The sequence below is a fragment of the Streptomyces cellostaticus genome, from assembly GCF_001513965.1.
GTDB classification, from domain to species: Bacteria; Actinomycetota; Actinomycetes; order Streptomycetales; family Streptomycetaceae; genus Streptomyces; species Streptomyces cellostaticus.
This window is the reverse complement of the sequence record NZ_KQ948049.1, coordinates 4,957-25,655: the sequence shown is the minus strand read 5'-3', so window position 1 is coordinate 25,655 and position 20,699 is coordinate 4,957. Positions and strand designations below refer to the sequence as shown.

21 protein-coding genes and 1 pseudogene are annotated in these 20,699 nt (G+C 73.0%); 6 read left to right on the top strand and 16 right to left on the bottom strand.

Annotated elements, in window-relative coordinates; all coding sequences use genetic code 11:
• Positions 1-128: 128 nt before the first annotated feature.
• The 8 genes from AQI88_RS37495 to rimP form a co-directional block, all read right to left on the bottom strand.
• Entirely contained in the window at positions 129-3,887 is a 3,759-nt protein-coding gene (locus AQI88_RS37495) for a trypsin-like peptidase domain-containing protein (RefSeq protein ID WP_244184510.1), read from the bottom strand.
• Positions 3,888-4,155: 268 nt separating this feature from the next.
• Positions 4,156-5,061 (bottom strand): tRNA pseudouridine(55) synthase TruB, encoded by a 906-nt coding sequence (gene truB / locus AQI88_RS37490; RefSeq protein ID WP_067008843.1) that lies wholly within the window; start codon positions 5,059-5,061, stop codon positions 4,156-4,158.
• Positions 5,058-5,528, bottom strand: coding sequence for a 30S ribosome-binding factor RbfA (rbfA, locus tag AQI88_RS37485; protein ID WP_067008840.1), 471 nt, complete (start codon positions 5,526-5,528; stop codon positions 5,058-5,060). Before rbfA ends, truB begins: the two co-directional genes overlap by 4 nt.
• Before the next feature lie 40 nt (positions 5,529-5,568).
• The gene (locus tag AQI88_RS37480; protein WP_067008837.1) at positions 5,569-5,862 is read right to left on the bottom strand and encodes a DUF503 domain-containing protein; all 294 of its coding nucleotides are present in this window, start codon (positions 5,860-5,862) and stop codon (positions 5,569-5,571) included.
• Between the two features lie 218 nt (positions 5,863-6,080).
• A complete protein-coding gene (gene infB, locus AQI88_RS44125) occupies positions 6,081-9,155 on the bottom strand; it encodes a translation initiation factor IF-2 (RefSeq protein ID WP_079058056.1) in 3,075 nt (1,024 codons plus the stop codon).
• Positions 9,156-9,319: 164 nt separating this feature from the next.
• Complete coding sequence (locus AQI88_RS44120) at positions 9,320-9,601, bottom strand: YlxR family protein (RefSeq protein ID WP_079058055.1); 282 nt, start codon at positions 9,599-9,601, stop codon at positions 9,320-9,322.
• Positions 9,602-9,702: 101 nt separating this feature from the next.
• Positions 9,703-10,701, bottom strand: coding sequence for a transcription termination factor NusA (gene nusA, locus AQI88_RS37465; RefSeq protein ID WP_067008828.1), 999 nt, complete (start codon positions 10,699-10,701; stop codon positions 9,703-9,705).
• A 2-nt stretch (positions 10,702-10,703) separates the two neighbouring features.
• Positions 10,704-11,213 carry a ribosome maturation factor RimP gene (rimP, locus tag AQI88_RS37460; protein WP_067008825.1) on the bottom strand — a complete coding sequence of 170 codons (510 nt, stop codon included), beginning with the start codon at positions 11,211-11,213 and terminating at the stop codon, positions 10,704-10,706.
• 205 nt (positions 11,214-11,418) lie between these two features.
• Here rimP and AQI88_RS37455 point away from each other — a divergent pair, with 205 nt between their 5' ends.
• From AQI88_RS37455 to AQI88_RS37445, 3 genes are read left to right on the top strand one after another with little or no spacing between them, the layout of a single operon-like run.
• Entirely contained in the window at positions 11,419-11,940 is a 522-nt protein-coding gene (locus AQI88_RS37455; protein ID WP_067008822.1) for a hypothetical protein, read from the top strand.
• The gene (locus AQI88_RS37450; RefSeq protein ID WP_067008819.1) at positions 11,937-12,422 is read left to right on the top strand and encodes a ferritin-like domain-containing protein; all 486 of its coding nucleotides are present in this window, start codon (positions 11,937-11,939) and stop codon (positions 12,420-12,422) included. The genes AQI88_RS37455 and AQI88_RS37450 overlap by 4 nt, the downstream gene beginning before the upstream one ends.
• 49 nt (positions 12,423-12,471) lie before the next feature.
• Complete coding sequence (locus AQI88_RS37445) at positions 12,472-13,389, top strand: aminoglycoside phosphotransferase family protein (RefSeq protein ID WP_067008815.1); 918 nt, start codon at positions 12,472-12,474, stop codon at positions 13,387-13,389.
• Between the two features lie 132 nt (positions 13,390-13,521).
• Here AQI88_RS37445 and AQI88_RS48135 read toward each other — a convergent pair.
• From AQI88_RS48135 to AQI88_RS37425, 6 genes and pseudogenes are all read right to left on the bottom strand, one after another.
• A pseudogene (locus AQI88_RS48135) lies at positions 13,522-13,587 on the bottom strand (ferredoxin); the annotation flags it as partial.
• Between the two features lies 1 nt (position 13,588).
• Complete coding sequence (locus AQI88_RS48130) at positions 13,589-13,765, bottom strand: hypothetical protein (protein ID WP_244184508.1); 177 nt, start codon at positions 13,763-13,765, stop codon at positions 13,589-13,591.
• A 180-nt stretch (positions 13,766-13,945) separates the two neighbouring features.
• Positions 13,946-14,329 (bottom strand): hypothetical protein, encoded by a 384-nt coding sequence (locus AQI88_RS48125; protein WP_067008812.1) that lies wholly within the window; start codon positions 14,327-14,329, stop codon positions 13,946-13,948.
• Between the two features lie 274 nt (positions 14,330-14,603).
• Positions 14,604-14,789 carry a hypothetical protein gene (locus tag AQI88_RS46270; RefSeq protein WP_067008809.1) on the bottom strand — a complete coding sequence of 62 codons (186 nt, stop codon included), beginning with the start codon at positions 14,787-14,789 and terminating at the stop codon, positions 14,604-14,606.
• Positions 14,790-14,906: 117 nt separating this feature from the next.
• A complete protein-coding gene (locus AQI88_RS37430; protein ID WP_067008806.1) occupies positions 14,907-16,613 on the bottom strand; it encodes a proline--tRNA ligase in 1,707 nt (568 codons plus the stop codon).
• 73 nt (positions 16,614-16,686) lie between these two features.
• Positions 16,687-17,217 carry a GNAT family N-acetyltransferase gene (locus tag AQI88_RS37425; RefSeq protein ID WP_067008803.1) on the bottom strand — a complete coding sequence of 177 codons (531 nt, stop codon included), beginning with the start codon at positions 17,215-17,217 and terminating at the stop codon, positions 16,687-16,689.
• 206 nt (positions 17,218-17,423) lie between these two features.
• Here AQI88_RS37425 and AQI88_RS37420 point away from each other — a divergent pair, with 206 nt between their 5' ends.
• The 3 genes from AQI88_RS37420 to AQI88_RS37410 all read left to right on the top strand — a co-directional run bounded on the left by AQI88_RS37420 (position 17,424) and on the right by AQI88_RS37410 (position 19,187).
• Positions 17,424-17,771, top strand: coding sequence for a hypothetical protein (locus AQI88_RS37420; RefSeq protein ID WP_067008799.1), 348 nt, complete (start codon positions 17,424-17,426; stop codon positions 17,769-17,771).
• 77 nt (positions 17,772-17,848) lie between these two features.
• Complete coding sequence (locus AQI88_RS37415) at positions 17,849-18,637, top strand: ArsR/SmtB family transcription factor (RefSeq protein WP_067008796.1); 789 nt, start codon at positions 17,849-17,851, stop codon at positions 18,635-18,637.
• Between the two features lie 31 nt (positions 18,638-18,668).
• The gene (locus AQI88_RS37410; protein WP_067008792.1) at positions 18,669-19,187 is read left to right on the top strand and encodes a hypothetical protein; all 519 of its coding nucleotides are present in this window, start codon (positions 18,669-18,671) and stop codon (positions 19,185-19,187) included.
• On the opposite strand, the gene AQI88_RS37405 is transcribed toward AQI88_RS37410, so the two are convergent.
• Together AQI88_RS37405 and AQI88_RS37400 are read right to left on the bottom strand one after the other, a co-directional pair.
• A complete protein-coding gene (locus tag AQI88_RS37405) occupies positions 19,184-20,032 on the bottom strand; it encodes a GNAT family N-acetyltransferase (RefSeq protein ID WP_067008789.1) in 849 nt (282 codons plus the stop codon). The two genes, AQI88_RS37410 and AQI88_RS37405, sit on opposite strands and share 4 nt — an antisense overlap.
• Positions 20,033-20,188: 156 nt before the next feature.
• A partial coding sequence (locus tag AQI88_RS37400; RefSeq protein ID WP_159050490.1) for a flavodoxin-dependent (E)-4-hydroxy-3-methylbut-2-enyl-diphosphate synthase occupies positions 20,189-20,699 on the bottom strand: 511 nt, incomplete at its 5' end.

The window sequence follows — 20,699 nt, the reverse complement described above, 5'->3', positions numbered from 1 at the left end:
TGACCGCTCCTCGAACCCGTGTCCGTGTCTACCGTTGACCTCTTGTGCAGGTCTAAGGGTGCCATGCCGGGTGCCCGGGGCCCGCATCGGCATGGGGGCTGTGACCGGGCGCACGTTCGCGGCCCGGCTCAGGCCGGTACCTGCACCCCCGCCAGGTTCTCGATCATGCGGCGAGCGCTGGGGCCCACCACCACGGCCCAGTCGTCCGGGGTCTCGCCCAGCCAACGGGCCATCCGCGCGGCGAAGCCGGGCACCCGCCGGGCCAGGACGACCAGGCCCCAGTCGAAGCGGGTCGCGCCGTCCGGGGTGCGGACGAGGAGCAGGCCGGTGCGGTGGACCAGTGCACGCAGCTCCGCGTCCCGGCCGTCGCCGTGCGGGGCCGCCGCGTGCAGGAGGGCGTCCAGGACGACCGGGTGCCGCTCATGGGCGAGGAGGAAGTCCAGCAGCTCACGGCGCAGGGGGCGGGAGGCGGGGGCGCCGGGGGCGGCGAGCACGGTGGCGAGGGCCGCCCGGACCTGTTCGGGCCCGCCGTCGAGGAGACCGGTGACCAGGGGCAGCAGGACGGAGCGGGCGGCGGGTCCCTGGTCCAGGCAGCGGTCCACGTACGTGGCCACATGCTCGGCGGTCCCCGGCCGCACCCCCACCGCCTCCCGGACGAGGGCGGCGACCCGGCGGGCGAGGGCCGGGGTGGTGACGTCGGCGAGTGTGCGGAGCGCCTCCCCGGCGTCCGGGCCGCGGCGCAGGCGGGCGCGGAAGGCCTCCAGGACGGGTTCGGTGTGGGTGGTCAGGGCCGGGACCAGGGCGCCGGGCGGGAGCTGCGGGTCGCCGTCGGCGAAGTGGCGCAGGGCCTCGGTGAGATGGCGGTCGCGGGTGTGCGGGTCGCGGACCAGGAGGGCGAGGGCACCGCCGTGCAGCGTGCAGTCGGCGGGGCGGGCGAGCAGGGCGAGGGCGGCGTAGCGCAGCAGTTCGCGGTCGGCCGCCGAGTGGACGTGGGGGACGGCACGCAGCGCGAACGCCACTGCCGCCACCCGGCGGGCGGGACGTTCGTCGTGCGCCCAGCGGTCGACGGCCCGGCAGACCGCCGAGGGCTCGTCCTCGGCGAGGACGGTGAGCAACTCGTCGGCCCTGCGGTGCGCGCTCTGGACGAGCACCTCGGTGAGGTCGTCCAGGGCGCCGTGCCGGTGCGTGTGCAGCAGGGCCTGCGCGGCCGTCGCCACGGTGGCGTGCGGGGTCGCGGGCAGCGGCCGCTCGTCGTCGAACCAGCCGACGAGGTGCGGCTGTACGGCGGCGGGGTCGGCGGCGAGCAGCCGCGCCACGGCGTCCAGGTACCGCTCCGCCACAGCCACGCCCTCGGACACGCCTACAGGCGCACCTGCGGCGCCGGGCTCCTCCGCGCCCACGCGCTCACCGACGCCGACTGACTCACCGGCGTCGGCGAACGCACCCATGCCCCCACGCTCGCCCAAGCCCACGCCATCGCCATCGCCATCGCCCTTGCCCATGGCCATGCCCTCCCCCTCGCCGCCCCCCTGCTCCGACGGTGCCCCGTCCGCCAGGACCAGCTGCCGCAGCAGTGCGAAGCGTTCGGTGTCGGGGAGAGGCAGGGCGAGCCAGAAGGCGGGGCCGAACTCGGCCGGTACGGGCCGCCGGCCGCGGCGCCAGGCGACGATGCGGTCGGCGAGGAGGCGCAGCGCCTCGGTGTACGGCGTCGCGTCCGGGACCTGGAGCAGGGTCCGGGTGAGCAGCCGGGCCGCCCACCAGGAGGTGGGTTCCAGGTCCAGCGCGTCCGTCAACTCCCGCAGCCGGAAGGAGAGTTGGCGGGGCCCGTACTGACGGCCGAGCAGGAGTATGGCCTGGACGACCGGGCCGACGCGGTGGTGCGGGACGGGAAGCGGGTGGGCTCCGCGGGGGGTGCGGGGGCGGTGCACCAGGGCGTGCAGAGCCTCGTCCAGGTCGAGGTGCATGCCCTGGATCCAGTCGGCCAGCTCCTCGTGCGCGAAGCGGTAGCCGGCCCCGGCCGGGACCAGAAGGCCTTCGGTGAGGACGGCGGAGGCCCAGCCGGCGCCGCCGCCGAGCCGGGCCGGGGCGGGCCCCCAGGGGAACACCGCCTCGAAGGAGGCGCGGTCCAGCTCGCCTTGGCCCGGGCCGAGGCTGCGCCGGGCGGCCTCATGCACCTGCCCGGCCACCCTGGCGGCGAGCCGCCGTACGGCCGTACCCCGCAGCCCGTTCTCGGCGGCGAGGCGGACCGCGATGCGCAGGCACATCAGGTCGAGGTGGGCGGCGAAGACGTCGTGCCGGTCGACGGGCCGGGCGGGCGGGGTGTCCGGGAGGGCGGTGCGGACCTCGGAGAAGAGGCGCAGTGTGAGCGGGTGCCGGGCGTCGCGGCCGGTGAGGGCGTCGTCGGGGATGCCGTAGCGGGAGCGGGCCCGGCGGGCCTCGTCCTCGGTGAGGTCCGCGAGCCGCACGCACGGCGGAAGGCCGGTTTCAGCGCCCGTCGGCAGGTGGCGCAGGTCCGCCGGGAACTCCGCCCCGGCACGCTCCCAGTACTCCTCCCGGCAGGCCACCACCAGCCGGGCCCCGGTCTCCCGCAGCCACTCGGCCGTCCCCTCGGTCCACTCGGACAGCCGGTGGGCGAGGACGGGCGGCATCTCCTCGGGGCCGTCGAGGAGGAGCAGCAGGGGGCGGCCGGCCCGCCCGGCGAAGCGGGCCAGGCGCTCGGGGGTGAGGTCGCCGAGGTCGGCGGGGCGCACGGAGCGGGAGGCGGCGACGATCCGGACGGCGCGCTCCAGGGTGCGACGGGCCGCGTCCGCCACCGAGCCGTCGGCGTCCTTCAGGTCGGCGCCGCGCAGCCACAGGGTGGGAGCGGGCCGCTCGCTCCGGCTGCGCCGGGCGGCGAGGGCCGCGAGTTCGGTCGTACGACCGCTGCCCGGGGCGCCGACGAGGCCGAGTACGGCACGGTCGCCGTCGGTGAAGGCGGCCAACTCCCTTACCACGTTGGCGCGTTGGACCGGCTGCACCGCACCGGGACCGGCGGCCGCGCCGACCTGCCCGGCCAGGGCGTCCGGCGGGCCGTCCTGGCCCACCGAGGTGGCGGTCAGCTCCAGGACGCCGGCCAGGTTGAGGTCGGCGCCGTACGCGGGCACGGTGACGGCGTTGCAGGCCAGCAGCTCGGCCAGCGGGCCGTCGGCCGGCCGCAGGGGCACCGCGAAGCCGGTGTCGCGCTGGGCGGAGTGCAGGGCGGTGCCGAGGATGCCGAGCACCGCGCCGGTGGCCGCGTCGAGCACCGGGCCCCCGGCCGCGCCGCCGCCGAGCCGCAGCGCGTCCCGGCCGGCCGTGCCGATGGCCAGCTCCAGGGCGTCTTCGAGGATGTGGAAGCGGTCCGTGGCGGTGTACGTCACCTGGGTGGCGGCCAGCACCCGTGCCTCGCGCCAGCAGCCCGCTGCGATCCGGACGTAGGTGCCGGCCTCGATGCGTTCCCGGACGGTCAGCGCAAGGGGATCCACCCCGAGGCCCTCGGTGCGGACCAGGGCCAGATCGAGTGCGGGCAGCGGGATGACGGCGTCGGCGTCGACCACGCAGGTGCGGTTCCCCGCGGCCCGCAGCACCAGCCGGGGCAGGCCGTCGACGGCCTCGTGGCTGGTGAGGAGGGTGCCGTGATGGTCGGCGAGGAACCCGACGCCGCGGGTACGGCCGGCCAGGTCGCGGATCTGGACGAGGACGTCTGCGCCGGTCGGCCCGCCGGTCCGGCCCGTGCCGTCCGCACGGATGTCGGCCCGGTGCTCTTCCCGGTGCTCGGCCCGGTGCTCTTCTCTGTGCTCGGCCCGGTGCTCTTCCCGGGCCCGGTCGAAGACGCCGGTACGGTTCGCATCTCCGCCCCGACCCGCCATGGCCGTACCTCCCCGCCCGTACACACGTGCCCTCGCCTTCGACGGTAGGCGTGTGGTGATCAGCGGGACAGCTCGCGGGGCGAAAGCGCCCCCTTCCGCTCCCCCGCTTCACTCCGAGCGCCTGCCCGGTCGGGTGAATAGGCGGGTACGGCTGGATACACCCTAGGGGTGGGGGAACCGAGGGGGGACCGTGGAGCGGCGGCAGTGGCAGGACCCCGTGGCCGCCGCTCCACGGGCAGACACCCGTGCGGACCGGTGCGGATTCCGGTCAGCCGAAGACGGCCAGGCTCTTCGCCTTGCCCTTGTGCTGCTCGACCAGCGCGAGGAAGCTGCCCTCGGGGTCGAACACGGCGACGGGCCCGGCGCCCGCGTACTCGTCGGGCATCTCCAGCCGGACGCCGTTCAGGAGCAGCTTCCCGCGCTTGGCGTCCACGTCCCAGCGCGGGAACGCGGCAGCCGCGGCCTCGGCGATCGGCATGACGGTCAGCTCCGCCTGGAGCTGGTCCAGCGTCTTCGCGGAGTCGATCTTGTACGGCCCGACGCGGGTGCGGCGCAGCGCGGTGAGGTGGCCGCCGACGCCCAGGTCGGCGCCCAGGTCGCGGGCGAGGGCACGGATGTAGGTGCCGGAGGAGCAGACCACCGAGACCACCAGGTCGAGCACGGCGGTGCCGTCCTCGGCCACGGCGTCCCGGACGTCGTACACGGTGAAGGAGGAGACCGTCACCGGCCGGGCGGGGATCTCGAACTCCTCGCCCTCACGGGCCCGCTTGTACGACCGTACGCCGTCGATCTTGATGGCGCTGACCTTGGACGGCACCTGCATGATGTCGCCGGTGAGCTTGGCGATGCCGGCGTCGATGGCGTCCCGGGTCACCTTGGACGCGTCGGTGGAGGAGGTGATGTCCCCCTCGGCGTCGTCGGTGACGGTGTTCTGCCCGAGCCGGATGGTGCCCAGGTATTCCTTCTCGGTGAGGGCGAGGTGCCCGAGGAGCTTGGTGGCGCGCTCCACACCGAGGACGAGGACGCCGGTCGCCATCGGGTCGAGGGTGCCGGCGTGGCCGACGCGGCGCGTGCGCGCGATGCCGCGCATCTTGGCGACCACGTCGTGCGAAGTGAAGCCCGACGGCTTGTCGACGATGACAAGGCCGTCGGGCGTGGTGTGCTTCTGGGTCATTCCGCGGTGTCGCCGCCCGTCTCGGTCGTGTCTGCCGCCTCTTCGTCGGACGGCTTGCGGTACGGGTCGGCGCCGGCCGCGTACGACGCGCCCGCGGAAGCCTCGCGGACCTTCGCGTCGGACTGCCGTGCCTTGTCGAGGAGGTCGTCGATGGTCCGGGCGGTGTCCGGGAGGGCGTCGGCGACGAAGGTGAGGGTCGGTGTGAACTTCACGCCGGCCGCGCGGCCGACCTCGGAGCGCAGGATGCCCTTGGCGCTCTCCAGGCCGGCGGCCACGGCCTGCCGCTCCTCGTCGTCCCCGTAGACCGTGTAGAAGACGGTCGCCTCCCGCAGGTCACCCGTGACCCGGGTGTCCGTGATGGTGACGTGCGTGCCGAGCCGCGGGTCCTTGATCCCGCGCTGCAGCTTCTGGGCCACCACCTCCCGGATGAGGTCCGCCAGCCTTTTCGCCCGCGCGTTGTCGGCCACTGGTCCGTCTCCCGTTCTTTCTTCTTCTTGCGTTCTGTGGTCAGTCGTCGTCGCCGTGGAAGCGCCGTCGTACGGACAGCAGCTCCACTTCGGGGCGGCCGGCGACCAGCCGTTCGCACCGGTCCAGTACGTCGGTGAGGTGCGCCGCGTCGCCGGAGACCATGGCCAGGCCGATGATCGCTCGCCGGTGGAGGTCCATGTGGTCCACCTCGGCCGCGCTCACGGCGTACTTCCGCTGGAGTTCGGCGACGATCGGGCGGACGACGGAGCGCTTCTCCTTCAGCGAGTGGACGTCGCCGAGGAGGAGGTCGAAGGACAGAGTCCCCACGTACATGTGTGTAGCCGGTTCACCCGCCGGTACGGGATCGATGGCCCCGGGTCCGTATGGCCGGGGACATCAAGAACGGTACCCCGTTCCTGCCGGAGGCTCGACGGGGTTTTACCGCACCCTGGGGTGCAGCGCACATCCGGGGGTCTGGGGGCGGAGCCCCCAGGAACGGCGCGCTGGCCGACGGGACCGAAGTCCCGTCGGCCAGCAGCGAACCGTAGGCATTACGCCCGCGGCTTCTCCCGCATCTCGTACGTCGCGATGACGTCGTCGACCTTGATGTCGTTGAAGTTTCCGAGGTTGATACCACCCTCGTAGCCTTCGCGGATCTCGGTGACGTCGTCCTTGAAGCGACGCAGACCCTCGATGTTGAGGTTCTCCGCGACCACCTTGCCGTCGCGGATGAGGCGCGCCTTGGTGTTGCGCTTGACCTCGCCCGAGCGGATGAGGACACCGGCGATGTTGCCCAGCTTGGACGACTTGAAGACCTCGCGGATCTCCGCCGTACCGAGCTCGACCTCTTCGTACTCCGGCTTGAGCATGCCCTTGAGGGCCGCCTCGATCTCCTCGATCGCCTGGTAGATGACCGAGTAGTACCGGACGTCCACACCCTCGCGCTCGGCCATCTGCGCCGCGCGGCCGGCCGCACGGACGTTGAAGCCGATCACGATGGCGTCGGAGCCCATGGCCAGGTCGATGTCCGACTCCGTGACCGCACCGACACCGCGGTGCAGGACGCGGATGTCGACCTCTTCGCCGACGTCCAGCTGGAGCAGGGAGGACTCGAGAGCCTCGACGGAACCAGAAGCGTCACCCTTGATGATCAGGTTCAGCTGCTGGACCTCGCCGGCCTTGAGCACCTTGTCCAGGTCCTCGAGCGAGACACGGCGCGTGCGCTTGGCGAAGGCCGCGTTCCGCTCGCGGGCGGCGCGCTTCTCGGCGATCTGACGGGCCGTACGGTCCTCGTCGACCACCAGGAAGTTGTCGCCCGCACCCGGGACGTTGGTCAGGCCCAGGACCTGGACCGGCGTCGACGGGCCCGCCTCGGCGACATTGTTGCCGTTGTCGTCGAGCATGGCGCGGACTCGGCCGTAGGCGTCGCCCACGACCATCGTGTCGCCGACCCGCAGCGTGCCTCGCTGGACGAGGACCGTCGCCACGGCACCACGGCCGCGGTCGAGGCGGGACTCGATCGAGATGCCCTGCGCGTCCTGGGCCGGGTTGGCCCGCAGGTCGAGCGAGGCGTCCGCGGTGAGGACCACGGCCTCCAGCAGCGAGTCGATGTGCAGACCCTGCTTGGCGGAGATGTCGACGAACATGGTGTCGCCGCCGTACTCCTCGGCCACCAGGCCGTACTCGGTCAGCTGACCGCGCACCTTGGTCGGGTCGGCGCCCTCGACGTCGATCTTGTTGACCGCGACGACGATCGGGACGTCGGCCGCCTTGGCGTGGTTGAGCGCCTCGACCGTCTGCGGCATGACGCCGTCGTTGGCCGCGACGACCAGGATCGCGATGTCGGTCGACTTCGCACCACGGGCACGCATGGCGGTGAACGCCTCGTGACCCGGGGTGTCGATGAAGGTGATCTTGCGCTCTTCGTCGTTGACCTCGGTCGCGACCTGGTAGGCACCGATGTGCTGGGTGATGCCGCCGGCCTCGCCCGCGATGACGTTCGTCTTGCGGATGGCGTCGAGCAGTCGGGTCTTACCGTGGTCGACGTGACCCATGACGGTGACGACCGGCGGACGGACCACCAGGTCTTCCTCGTCACCCTCGTCCTCGCCGAACTCGATGTCGAAGGACTCGAGCAGCTCGCGGTCCTCCTCCTCGGGGCTGACGATCTGAACCGTGTAGTTCATCTCGCCCGCCAGGAGCTGCAGCGTCTCGTCGGAGACGGACTGCGTGGCCGTGACCATCTCGCCGAGGTTCATCATGACCGCGACGAGGGACGCCGGGTTGGCGTTGATCTTCTCCGCGAAGTCGGTGAGCGACGCGCCGCGGGAGAGACGGATGGTCTCGCCGTTGCCGCGCGGCAGCATCACGCCGCCGACGCTCGGGGCCTGCATGGCCTCGTACTCCTGGCGACGCTGCCGCTTCGACTTGCGACCGCGACGTGCGGGACCACCGGGACGACCGAAGGCGCCCTGCGTGCCACCGCGGCCACCGGGACCACCGGGACGGCCACCGAAGCCGGGACGGCCACCGCCGCCACCGCCGGGACCACCGGGACGGCCGGCGAAGCCGCCACCGCCGCCGGCACCGGGAGCGCCGGGACGGCCTGCGAAGCCGCCACCGCCGCCACCCGGACGACCGGCGAAGCCGCCGCCACCCGGACGACCGCCGCCACCACCGGGACGACCGCCGCCGCCACCGGGACCGCGGCCGCCGGGGCCACCGCCGCCGGGACGCGGGCCGGCAGCGGGACGCTGCGGCATCATGCCGGGGTTCGGACGCGGACCGGCCGGGCCGGGACGCGGACCGCCCTGCGGACGGGGCATGCCGGACGGCGACGGACGGGAACCGCCCGGAGCCTGCGGACGCGGACCTCCACCCTGGGCCCCGGGCGCCTGCGGACGGGGACCGCCGCCGGGAGCACCGGGACCACCCGGACGCGGACCGCCCTGCGGGCGGGGCGCCTGCGGGCGCGCCATGCCGGTGGAGCCACCGGAGGTGAAGGGGTTGTTACCCGGGCGCGGACCGGCCGGACGGGCACCGGGACGCGGAGCCTGACCACCGGGACGCTGGCCACCCTGGCCCGGACGGGCCGCCTGGCCCTGACCGGGACCGGCCGGACGGCCGCCGGGCTTCGGAGCACCCGGACGGGCGCCGGGACGCGGACCCTGGGCGGCCGGAGCCTGCGGGGCCTGCGCGGCCGGAGCGGCCGGCGGAGCGGTGAACTCCGGGGCTGCCGGGGCCGGACGGGGCGCGGGCTTCGGACCCGGAACCGGGCGCGGGCCCGGCGTGGGGGTCAGCGGGGCCGACGGGGTCGCAGGCGCCGCCGGGGCGGCGGGCTGCTGGGCCGTCGGAGGCTTGGGAGCCGGCGGCCTCGGGGCAGCCGGACGAGCCGCCTGCGCCGGAGAGGGCGCGGCGGGCTTGGGGGCGGCCTTGCGCGGGGCGGACTTGCCGGCGGACTTGCCGGAGCCACCCTGGAAGGCGTCGGTCAGCTTGCGTACTACGGGCGCTTCGATGGTCGAAGACGCCGAACGGACGAATTCACCGAGTTCCTGGAGCTTGGCCATGACGACCTTGCTCTCGACACCGAACTCCTTGGCGAGTTCGTAGACCCGGACCTTAGCCACTTCGCTCCTCTGAGGTCCGGGGAAGCCGGACCGTCGCTAGTTCATGGGCGTACTCATCGCGTACTCATCGAGTGCTCATCGCAATCTCGACCTGCTTTCGACTCGCGAGGTACCAGGCCGTACGGCGGGTTCCGTACGGCTCGCTTTCTTGCTGTGCTGCCTGCTCAGCCACTGTCCGTCTGCTCGACGTACTGACGCAACGCCTTTATGTCGAGCGGTCCCGGGACACGCAGCGCCCGTGGGAACGCCCGGCGGCGTACCGCCTGGTCGAGACAGACCGAGTCGGGGTGTACATAGGCACCCCGGCCGGGCAGCGTACCGCGAGGATCGGGAACGCACTGCTCCCGGTCCGCCACGGTGCGCAGCAGATCGTCCTTGGCCGCTCGCTGCCTGCACCCCACACAGGTGCGTTCAGGGCATGCGCGGGCTCGCGTCCGGCCAGACACTCCTTAGTCTACCTCCCCGTACCGACCTCACCCCTCCGGGGGAAAAGTCGAACAGTTGCTTGCTGCAGGCTGTCGCGATCTCAGCGGCGCACGGCCGAGATCTATTCCCCGGCGCGCTCCCCGGGCTGCTCCGTGTCCGGACGGATGTCGATCCGCCAGCCGGTCAGCCGGGCTGCGAGCCGGGCGTTCTGCCCTTCCTTGCCGATCGCCAGCGACAGCTGGTAGTCCGGCACGGTCACCCGGGCGGAGCGGGAGGCCATGTCCACGACCTCCACCTTGCTCACCCGGGCGGGTGACAGCGCGTTCGCCACCATCTCGGCCGGGTCGTCCGACCAGTCGACGATGTCGATCTTCTCGCCGTTCAGCTCGCCCATCACGTTGCGCACCCGGCCGCCCATGGGGCCGATGCAGGCACCCTTGGCGTTCAGGCCCTGGCGGGTGGACCGTACGGCGATCTTGGTGCGGTGGCCGGCCTCGCGGGCGATCGCCGCGATCTCGACCGAACCGTCGGCGATCTCCGGCACCTCCAGGGCGAAGAGCTTCTTCACCAGGTTGGGGTGCGTACGGGAGAGGGTCACGGATGGGCCGCGCACGCCCTTGGCGACCCGGACGACGTACGACCTCAGGCGCATGCCGTGCGGGTACGACTCGCCCGGCACCTGCTCCTGCACCGGCAGGATGGCCTCCAGCTTGCCGATGTCCACGAGCACGTTCTTCGGGTCGCGGCCCTGCTGGACCACGCCGGTGACGATGTCGCCCTCACGGCCGGCGTACTCGCCGAGCGTCGCGTCGTCCTCGGCGTCGCGCAGCCGCTGCAGGATGACCTGCTTGGCGGTGGTGGCGGCGATACGGCCGAAGTCGGACGGGGTGTCGTCGAACTCCCGGGGCTCCTGGCCCTCTTCGAGGTCCTCGGGGTCTTCCTTCGCCCACACGACCACGTGCCCGGACTCCCGGTCGAGCTTCACGCGCGCGTGGCGGTGGCTTCCCTCGGTGCGGTGGTAGGCGATGAGGAGGGCCGACTCGATCGCCTCGACCAACAGGTCGAAGGAGATCTCCTTCTCCCGAACCAAGCCCCGCAGGGCGCTCATGTCGATGTCCACGGCTACGCCTCCTCCTCTTCCTTCATGTCCTTCTTGTCCTTGCGGTTGAACTCGACCTGCACGCGCGCCTTGGCGATCTCCGGGAAGCCGAGTCTGCGGGCGGTCGCCTTGCGGCCCTTGACCCCGGGCACCTCGACGTCGATGCCCTCCTCGTCCACCGTCAGGATCCTGGCGACCAGCTCGCCGTCCTCGGCCAGCTGGAACTTCACGAGCCGGTCGGTGGCACGCACGAAGTGCCGGTGCTCGGTGAGGGGGCGCTCCGCGCCGGGGGTTCCGACCTCCAGGTCGTACGCGTCGTCGCCCATCGCGTTGGTCTCGTCCAGCTTCGCCGAGAGCGCGCGGCTCACATCGGCGATCCGGTCCAGGTCCGCTCCGGTGTCGGAGTCGACGGTCACGCGCAGCACCCGCTTGCGTCCGACGGAGTCCACGACGATCTCTTCGAGATCCAGCCCCTGGGAGGTGACGAGCGGTTCCAGCAGCTCTCGCAGCCTCTCGCTCTGGGTGGTGCTCATCCGGGTGACTCCTCGGCCGCGTGTGCTGTTGTGGGATGGGTCGCGTGTCTGGTCAAAGGGTATCCGGTCGCGGGGAGTGTTGCCGTCCACCTGTGTACGCGCGGTGCCGGTGAGTGGTGTGCGCGGGGCGCGCGGGTACGGTGATCACGGGCGTGCCGCCCGTTGCCGGTCTTCCTTTCGTACGAGTGCCCCGAGGACGTCTGCAGTGCCGTACCCCCCGCCGCCGCGTACCCCCTCGGGGCCGCGCAGAAGATCCCTGCTCGCCTCGGCCGCCGGGGCCGCCCTGCTGGTGGGCTGCTCGGCCGGTCCGGACTCCGCGGACGGTGGCGGCACCCCATCGGTGACCGCACGGGTACGCGCGCGTGCGGCCCGGGACAGCGCGGGGCTGCTGGAGCGGTACGACGCGGTGCTCGCCACCCATCCGGCGCTGGCCGGGCGGCTGCGGCCGCTGCGCGCCACGGTCGCGGCGCACGCGGAGGCGTTCGGCGGCGCCGCGGCCACGAAGTCCCCCTCCCCTACGGCCTCCACGGCGTCTTCGGCGCCCCCGTCGGCGGTGCCCGCCGCCGAGAAGGACGCCCTGGCCGAGCTCGCCGCCGCCGAGCGCACCCTCGCCGACCGGCGGGCGAAGGCCCTGCTGGACGTGGAGGGCGAGCTGGCCCGGCTGATGGCCTCGGTGGCGGCGGCCGGGGCGGCGCACGCGTACCTGCTGACCGAGGGGGCCAAGTGAGCGACGAGGCGAAGAAGGCCGAGCTGACCGCGCTGCAGGCGGCGCTGGCGGCCGAGCACGCGGCGGTGTACGGGTACGGCGTGGTCGGCGGGCGGATCGACGGGCGGCGGCGGGCCGAGGCCCGGGCGGCGTACGACGCCCACCGGGCCCGCCGGGACGCGCTGGTGCGCGAGGTGCGTGACCTGGGCGGCGAGCCGGTCGCCGCGAGTGCCGCCTACGCGCTGCCGTTCCCGGTGCCGGACGCGGCCTCCGCGGTGCGGCTGGCGGCCCAGCTGGAGGAGCGGGTGGCCGGGGTGTACTCGGACCTGGTGCGGGCGGCGGCGGGCGAGCGGCGCGGCTCGGCCGCCGGGGCGTTGCGCGAGGCCGCGGTGCGGGCGGTGCGCTGGAGCGGGGAGAGCGTAGCCTTCCCTGGGCTCGCCGAGCGGGCCGGTGACGAAGCAGGTGCGGCCGGACCCCGTACCTCGGCGTCCCCGACGACGTGACCGCGTAGCCGCCCTACGGCAGGCCCAGGAGGAAGGGAACAACTCGCGCATGGCTTTCGAACCGCCCCAGCGGCTGGTGCGGGCGCTCGGTGAGACGGCACCGGCCGGGGACGACTGGCTGGCGCGGCTGCCCGAGGCGGCCGAGCGGGCGGTCGCCCGGCGCGAGTTGAGCGTGGAACGGCTCCAGGTGCCCGGCGGGCGCAGCAGCCTGGTGGTGCTGGTCCGGCGGGCGGACGGGAGCCCCGCCGTGCTGAAGCTGGCCCCGCCCCGGGCCCGCCCGGAGAGCGAACGGGCGGCGCTGGCGCACTGGGCCGGCCTGGGCGCCGTACAACTGCTGGCAACGGATCCCGGGCACGTCGAGGACGCCGCCGAGGGGGTGCTGCTGCTGGAGCGGCTGCATCCGGACGTGTCGGTGCGGTCGCTGCCGGAGGCGAAGGCCCTGCTGGAGGCCGCGGGGACGCTGCGGCGGCTGTGGGTGGAGCCGCCGGCCGGGCAGGTGTTTGAGACGGTGGCGGAGCGGACCGGGCGCCAGGCGGAGGCGATGCGGGCGAGTGCTCTGGCCGAGCCGGAGGCGGCGCCGTTGGTGGCTGCGGCGCTTGCGGCGCGCGAGGAGTTGTTGGCTTCGCCGCCCGAGCAGAGGTTGCTGCACGGCACGTTCCGGCAGAGCAAGGTGCTGGCCGGGGAGCGGATGCCGTGGCTGGCGGTGGGGCCGGATCCGGTCGTCGGCGAGTGTGCGTTCGATCTGGCACGGCTGGTGCGGGACCGGGTGGAGGATCTGATCGCGACGCCGTCGGGAGCGGCCACCACCCGGCGGCGGATCAAGCGGCTCGCGGAGTCGCTGGACGTGGATCTGGAGCGGCTGCGCGGGTGGACGCTGTTCCGGGCTGTGGAGTCGGGTGTGCGAGCCCTCCGGGTCGGGCGGCCGAAGGATGCGGAGCTGTTGCTGGAGTTCGCGAGCTGGCTCTAGGAAGCGGTGAGCTTGAGCGCCGGTACCGGACAGTCCGCCGCCGCCCTGCGGGCCCGTTTCACCGTGCGGGGCCGGCAGCGGGTCGCCGTCGACGAGGGGGTAGCCCCACTCGTCCAGGGTCATGTGCTCGGGGAGCAGTTCGGCGCACAGGCCGTGGCCCTGGCAGGCGGTCCAGTCGATGTGGATGCGCTCGTCCATGTCAGCGCGTCTCCTCGGGTACGGGCAGCAGGGGCCTGGCGTCGGTCGCCGTGCACAACCCCTGTGTGTGGGCGTCGAGTTGGGCGGTGAAGACGGTCAGCGCGCTGCGGACGAGGCGGACCGTGCCGTCGGGTGGTGGCAGGCGCCGCGCCCCGCCACCAGGCGTAGCGCAGGACACGGGCCGTTTCGGCGAGGCCGCAGCGATCGACAGGGAGAGCGGCAAGCACGCGGGAGTTGGGCCGCCGTTGCGGACGGGATCCAGGTGCCGTGGTAGCCGCCGACGAGGACGGCCGCCGTGCCCTCCAACGGCAGCAGCCGGCCGAGCGGCATCCCGAACGGGGCCTCCACGACCCTGACTTCACGCCCCGGCACGTGCAGTGTGCACAGCGCGCTGCCCGGCGCGGAACCAGTCGGCCCCGTAGCGGGCGATCAGGGCGAGGCGGGCCAGGGTCTCGACGTTCCGGACCAGGGTCGGCGCCCGGCGCACTCCGCGCTCGCGGACCGGCGGGTCGGGGTGCATGGGCAGGGCGGGGCCGCCGGAGACGTACCGAGCCAGGGCCGAGGCCTGCCCGGCGAGGAACCTGCGGGGCAGTCGTACGACGGTCACGGGCAGCGGGTGGTGCCGCTGGGCGAGCGCGGTCTCCAGCCAGGAGGTGCCGTCCTCGACCGCGAGGAAGGCCTCGCCCGCGCCGATGGCGGCGGCCGCCGCCTGGAGCCCGTCCAGGACGAGATGGGGGGACACCTGAGCCAGGTGCGGTCCTTGCGGCCCGCGGGCTCGCCCTGTCGAGGGCCGTCGGCTCGGAGTCGGTGCGGAAGCGGCTGCACGCCGCGTCGGCCTCGGCGAGGTGGCGGGCCAGGAGCAGGGTGCAGGAGTCCAGCAGGGCCGGGTCGGTGACGACCAGGCGGACGGTGGTGCCAGGGCGCGCCAAAGCGGCGGCGGTCCTCACGACGACCCCGAGGTGGCGTCGGCGGAGCCGCCGGAGGAGGACGTGAGACCGTCCGAGGACTGGAGGCTCTCAGTGGAGTCGCCCCGTACTGGTACCGGTGCCGGTGCTCGCCGTCGTGTCGGCACCCGAGTGCACCGTGCCGATCAGGGCGAACATCCCGGCGGCCGCCGACAGCGTGACCGCCGGCGCGACGGCCGCTGTCCGCCGGGCCCCGCTGCGGACCGCTGCCGCGGCACCCCGCTCCCTGGTGTGCATGACCGTTCCCCTCCCGTAGTGATCGTGACGCCGTGTCACGTCCTACGGTCGGGGGACGGCCTGAGAGAACCCTGTGAGGCAGCTTCAGGCCCCGGGAGAATTCTCTGAGGGTTTCCTTTACTGCGCCGTCAGGCGGGCGATGGCCTCCTCGACCGTCAGCTCCTCGCGCTCACCGGTCTTGCGGTCCTTCAGCTCCAGCACACCCTCGCCGGAGCGGCGGCCGGCGACCAGGATCTGCGGCACGCCGATCAGCTCGGCGTCGGTGAACTTCACGCCCGGGGAGACACCGGCCCGGTCGTCGACGAGGACGCGGACGCCCGCGGCGGCCAGCTTCCCGGCGACGTCGAGCGCCAGCTCGGTCTGCAGCGCCTTGCCGGCCGCGACGACGTGCACGTCGGCCGGGGCGACCTCCTTGGGCCAGCACAGGCCCTGCTCGTCGGCGGTCTGCTCGGCGATCGCGGCGACGGCACGGGAGACGCCGACGCCGTAGGAGCCCATGGTGACGCGGACCGGCTTGCCGTTCTGGCCGAGCACGTCGAGCTTGAGGGCGTCGGCGTACTTGCGGCCCAGCTGGAAGATGTGGCCGATCTCGATGGCGCGGTCCAGCTTGAGGCCGGTGCCGCACTTCGGGCAGGGGTCGCCGTCCTGCACGACCACGACGTCCACGTACTCGCCGACTTCGAAGTCACGGCCGGCGACGACGTTCTTGGTGTGCGTGTTCTCCTTGTTGGCGCCGGTGATCCAGGCGGTGCCGGGGGCCACGCGCGGGTCGGCGATGTACTTGACCTTCTCGCCCAGGCCCTGCGGGCCGACGTAGCCGCGGACCAGGTCGGGGCGGCCGACGAAGTCCTCGGCGGTGACCAGCTCGACGGCGGCCGGGGCGAAGTGCGCCTCGACCTTGCCCAGGTCGACCTCGCGGTCGCCGGGTACGCCGACGGCGATGATCTCGCCGTCCACCTTGACCAGCAGGTTCTTCAGCGTGGCGGAGGCCGGGACGCCGAGGTGGGCAGCCAGGGTCTCGATGGTCGGGGTGTCCGGGGTGGGGATGTCCTCGGCGGCCGGCACGGCGGAGCCGTCCACCGGCTTCAGCTCGTAGCCGATCGCCTCGGTGTTGGCGGCGAAGTCGCAGTTCGGGCAGTCCGCGAAGAGGTCCTCGCCGGCCTCGGCCGGGGCGAGGAACTCCTCGGACTTGGAGCCGCCCATCGCGCCGGCGGTGGCCGCGCAGATGCGGTAGTCGAGGCCGAGGCGGTCGAAGATGTTCTGGTACGCCTGGCGGTGCAGCGCGTAGGACTTGGCCAGGCCCTCGTCCTCCAGGTCGAAGGAGTACGAGTCCTTCATCAGGAACTCGCGGCCGCGCAGGATGCCGGCCCGGGGGCGGGCCTCGTCGCGGAACTTGTTCTGGATCTGGTAGAGGATCACGGGCAGGTCCTTGTAGGACGTGCACTGGTCCTTGACCAGGAGGGTGAAGATCTCCTCGTGGGTGGGGCCGAGGAGGTAGTCGCCGCCCTTGCGGTCCTTCAGCCGGAAGAGTTCCTGGCCGTACTCGTCCCAGCGGCCGGTCGCGTCGTACGGCTCACGCGGGAGCAGGGCGGGGAGCGAGACCTGCTGGGCGCCGATGGCGTCCATCTCCTCGCGGACGATCCGCTCCACGTTGCCGAGGACCTTCATGCCGAGCGGCAGCCAGGACCAGATGCCGGCCGCGGTACGGCGGACGTAGCCGGCCCGGACGAGGAGCTTGTGGCTGAGGACCTCGGCGTCCGCCGGGTCGTCGCGCAGCGTCTTCGCCATCAACTGGGACATGCGCTGGACCGGTGCGTTCGCCATGGTTCTCGTACTCCTGCCGGGTAAGGGTGGTGGCTAGGAGGTTAGCCGGGCTGGCTGTGCCGGTGGAAATCGGTTATCTCCGGCGCAGCGGCAGGGGGGCGCCCATCACGGCGTACGGCCTGGGGGCGCTCGGGAAGTGGACCTGGCGGGCGAGGTCGACGTAGCCGAGGGAGTGGTAGAGGCCGCGGGCCGGGCTGTCGGTGTCGATCGCGGAGAGGATCGAGCGGGGTTCGGTGGCGCCGTCGGTGATCGTGGTGATCAGGCGGCGGCCGATGCCGCGGTTCTGGTGGCCGGGGTGGACGTGCAGCTCGGTGATGACGAAGGAGTCGTCCAGCCAGAAGTCGTTGTCCCGGGCGCGCAGGTAGGGCTCCACGACCGTGGACCACCAGTGGGTGCGGGAGTTGGGCATGCCGTACACGAACCCCACGAGGAGCCCTGCGCTGGTCGCGCCGAGGGCGCGCGCACCCGGGTACTGCATGTGGCGCTGGACGATCTGGCGGCGTACGGCCACCTCGTCGGGGCCGAGTCCGAAGGCGAGGGCCTGGACCGCCAAGGCCTCGTCCACGTGGGCTGATAGGTCCAGGGGGCCGATCACGACGTCCATGCGGGGGAGCGTACAGGGGAGGCGGCGGTCACAGACCGGGCACCGGGACCGGTATGACCACGGTCCAGGGCCCTGCCTACGGGCACGGCTCGACCCGGGGCCCGCTCGTCAGACCCCGGGGCGCAGGGCGCTCGGGGATCCGCGCCCGCTCGGGTGCTTCGCGCGCGAGGTGCGGGAGCGGGCTGGCGTGCGGTGCCGGAGACGGGGTGGCCGCGGCCGGTGCCACCCACGGAGTGATCCGCACCGGTCACGGGGTCCGAGCCCGGCCGGCCCACGTGGACGGGCCCCGGCCGGCCGAGTCCGCACAGGCCCTCGACCACTGGGCAGCGCGCCGGCAGCAGGTCGCGTTCACCCCGGCCTCCGGAGTTGCCGATCCCGCCGCCGCCCTTGCCGGGGTTCACCGGGTCCCCGGTCGGAGCGTGGGCATCGACACCGGCTCGGCTGCCCGGGATGCCGGACCGGCCCGCCGGGTCGGCCGCACTCCGGCCCGCCGCGTGGGCGGTCGGCGTGGCCGTGACCGCGGCCTGCTGCCCGGCACGGGGGCGAGCTCGTGAGCAGCAGGGAACGTACCGTTTGACATTATGCAGGTAACTGCCTGCATAATCGGAGTGTGAGCCACGAAGCAAGAGCGATGGACTCGGTCTTCAAGGCGCTGGCCGACCCCACCCGGCGCCTCCTGCTCGACCGTCTGCGCGAGCACAACGGCCAGACGCTGCGCGAGCTGTGCGAACGCCTGGCCATGACACGCCAGTCGGCGACACAGCATCTCGACCTTCTCGAGCAGGCCAACCTCGTGACCGTCGTACGGCGCGGACGGGAGCGGCTCCACTACCTCAACCCGGCGCCCATCCACGAGATCGAGGAGCGCTGGATCTCGGAGTTCGACAAGCCCCGCCTGCAAGCGCTCAGTGCCATCAGGAACCAGGCAGAGGAGTACGCCATGGCCGACGCACCCACATCCGTACCGACCTACGTCTACGTCACCTACATCCGCGCAAGCGCCGAGCAGGTGTGGCAGGCCCTGACGGACGCGGACCTGACGGCGCGCTACTGGGGACACGCCAACGTCTCGGACTGGCAGCCGGGCTCGTCCTGGGAGCACCGGCGCGTCGACGGATCAGGCGCCGTCGACGTCGTCGGCCGTGTACTCGAGGCCGAACCCCCGACGCGCCTGGTCATCACCTTCGAAGACGCACCCGACGCCGAACGGCCCAGGGAACCGTCGGTCGTCACCTTCCTCGTCGAGCCGCACCACGACATCGTCCGCCTCACCGTCACCCACGAGAACCTCGCCAACCAGGCGATGTTCAACGGGATTTCGCAGGGCTGGCCGGCCGTGCTGGCCAACCTCAAGTCACTGCTGGAGACCGGCGAGGTCCTCCCGCAGGCGCCCTGGGAGATGTACCGCGCGCACGGCTGAAACGGCAGAACGGCAGAAAGAAGAAGACGTCATGGACACCACCCCGCTCCGGAACGCCTACCGCGCCCTGCTGGACGCCGCCGCCACGGTGGCCGACTCCGGCGACCCGAGCCCGGCCCCGCCGCCCGGCGAGTGGAACGCCGACCAGATCCTCGCGCACGTCGCCCTCGTCAACGCCGCCACCCTCGCCGCGGTCTCCTCCGTCACCGCCGGGGCGAAGACCACGTACGACAACCGCATCGCGCTCGACACCTGGACCATCGAACGCGCCATCGCGCTCGCCGGCGGCAACGCGGGGCTCCGGGACCGCATCAGTATCCAGGCGGACGCCCTGTGCGCACTCGGCGGGCCGATGCTGAGCGAGGCCGAACTCGACACGCTGGTCCCCAGCCTGCTCCTGTCCCACGACACGCTCCTGGTCGACCAGCCCATGCCGCTCAGGGACCTCATCACGGGCCTCGCGGAAGTGGAGCTGCCCGGCCACACGAAGCAGCTCCTGAGCCTCCTGCCGGCCACCACCGAGGAAACGGGCCGCCCCCGGAGCTCCTAGAAGAGGATGCTCATGAACGCGCCGACCTCCTGGAACCCCACCCGCCGGTACGTCCTGCGCGCCGCCGTGTTGAAGTCGTTCACGTAGAGGCTGACCACCGGGGCGACATCCGCCAGGGCGTAGCGCAGGACCGCTGCCATGCCGGGCGCCGCCAGACCCCTCCCCCGGTACTCGGGGGCGACCCACACGCCCTGGATCTGGCAGGCCTGGGCCGTCGCCGCGCCGATCTCCGCCTTGAAGACGACCTTGCCGTGTTCGTCGATGCGGGCAAAGGAGCGGCCGGAGCCCACGAGCTCGGCGACGCGGGCCTGGTAGAGCAGGCCGCCGTCCCCGGCCATCGGGGAGACGCCGACCTCCTCGGTGAACATCGCCACGCACGCCGGCATGATCGTCTCCATCTCGTCCTTGCGGATGCGGCGGACGTAGGGATCCGGGGCGATGTCGGCGGGCATGCGGTCGGTGACCATCAGAGGCTGGTGAGCGCGGACCTCGCGGGCCGGTCCCCAGTGCGGTTCCAGCAGGCGCCACAGCGCCGTGGTGGGTTCGGCGGGGCCGACGATGGAGGAGCAGCGGCGGCCGGCCCTGCGGGCCCGGTCGGCGAAGGCGCGGACGGCCCGCGGGGTGGCGCAGATGGGGACGAGGTTGGCGCCCGCGTAGCACAGGGACGTGAGCATGCCGTCCTCGTACCAGCCCCACATCTCGCCGCCGAGGCGCCACGGGTCGAGGCCCGCGATCTGGACCCGGGAGGTCACGAAGGCGTTCGCGACCGGCTCGCGGTCGAGGACGGCGAGCGCGGCGTCAAGGTCGCTCGGATCGAGCACCCGTGAGGTGGTCTGGGTCAACACGTGCGGGGCCTCACCCTGGGGTTCTGCTGATCCCCGCACTATAGCTGCGCTGCTTTGGCGGTGCGCTTCCTAGCTCGGGGGGCTGTGGTTCGTCGGCGAGTGCCGGTCCGTTGTGGCTGCTCGCGCAGTTCCCCGCGCCCCTTGGGGCGCTACAGCTCAGCCCGCCACCGAAACCGAGGGCTCGCCGGAGGTGATGCCCTCGGACTCCATCTGCTCGGCGAGCTTCATGGCTTCCTCGATGAGGGTCTCCACGATCTTGGACTCGGGGACGGTCTTGATGACCTCGCCCTTGACGAAGATCTGGCCCTTGCCGTTGCCGGAGGCGACGCCGAGGTCGGCCTCGCGGGCCTCGCCGGGGCCGTTGACGACGCAGCCCATGACGGCGACGCGCAGCGGAACCTCCATGCCGGTCAGGCCGGCGGTGACCTCTTCGGCGAGCTTGTAGACGTCGACCTGGGCGCGGCCGCAGGACGGGCAGGAGACGATCTCCAGGCCGCGCTGCTTGAGGTTCAGCGACTCCAGGATCTGGAGGCCGACCTTGACCTCCTCGGCGGGGGGCGCCGACAGGGAGACGCGGATGGTGTCGCCGATGCCCTGGGAGAGCAGGGCGCCGAAGGCGACGGCCGACTTGATGGTGCCCTGGAAGGCCGGGCCCGCCTCGGTGACG

Excerpts from the sequence above, each read along its gene's own strand:
- AQI88_RS37495 (WP_244184510.1), bottom strand. The coding sequence starts at position 3,887 with ATGGCGGGTCGGGGCGGAGATGCGAACCGTACCGGCGTCTTCGACCGG.
- truB (WP_067008843.1), bottom strand. The coding sequence starts at position 5,061 with ATGACCCAGAAGCACACCACGCCCGACGGCCTTGTCATCGTCGACAAG.
- AQI88_RS37480 (WP_067008837.1), bottom strand. The coding sequence starts at position 5,862 with ATGTACGTGGGGACTCTGTCCTTCGACCTCCTCCTCGGCGACGTCCAC.
- rimP (WP_067008825.1), bottom strand. The coding sequence starts at position 11,213 with ATGAGCACCACCCAGAGCGAGAGGCTGCGAGAGCTGCTGGAACCGCTC.
- AQI88_RS37445 (WP_067008815.1), top strand. The coding sequence starts at position 12,472 with ATGGCTTTCGAACCGCCCCAGCGGCTGGTGCGGGCGCTCGGTGAGACG.
- AQI88_RS46270 (WP_067008809.1), bottom strand. The coding sequence starts at position 14,789 with ATGCACACCAGGGAGCGGGGTGCCGCGGCAGCGGTCCGCAGCGGGGCC.
- AQI88_RS37430 (WP_067008806.1), bottom strand. The coding sequence starts at position 16,613 with ATGGCGAACGCACCGGTCCAGCGCATGTCCCAGTTGATGGCGAAGACG.
- AQI88_RS37425 (WP_067008803.1), bottom strand. The coding sequence starts at position 17,217 with ATGGACGTCGTGATCGGCCCCCTGGACCTATCAGCCCACGTGGACGAG.
- AQI88_RS37415 (WP_067008796.1), top strand. The coding sequence starts at position 17,849 with ATGGACTCGGTCTTCAAGGCGCTGGCCGACCCCACCCGGCGCCTCCTG.
- AQI88_RS37410 (WP_067008792.1), top strand. The coding sequence starts at position 18,669 with ATGGACACCACCCCGCTCCGGAACGCCTACCGCGCCCTGCTGGACGCC.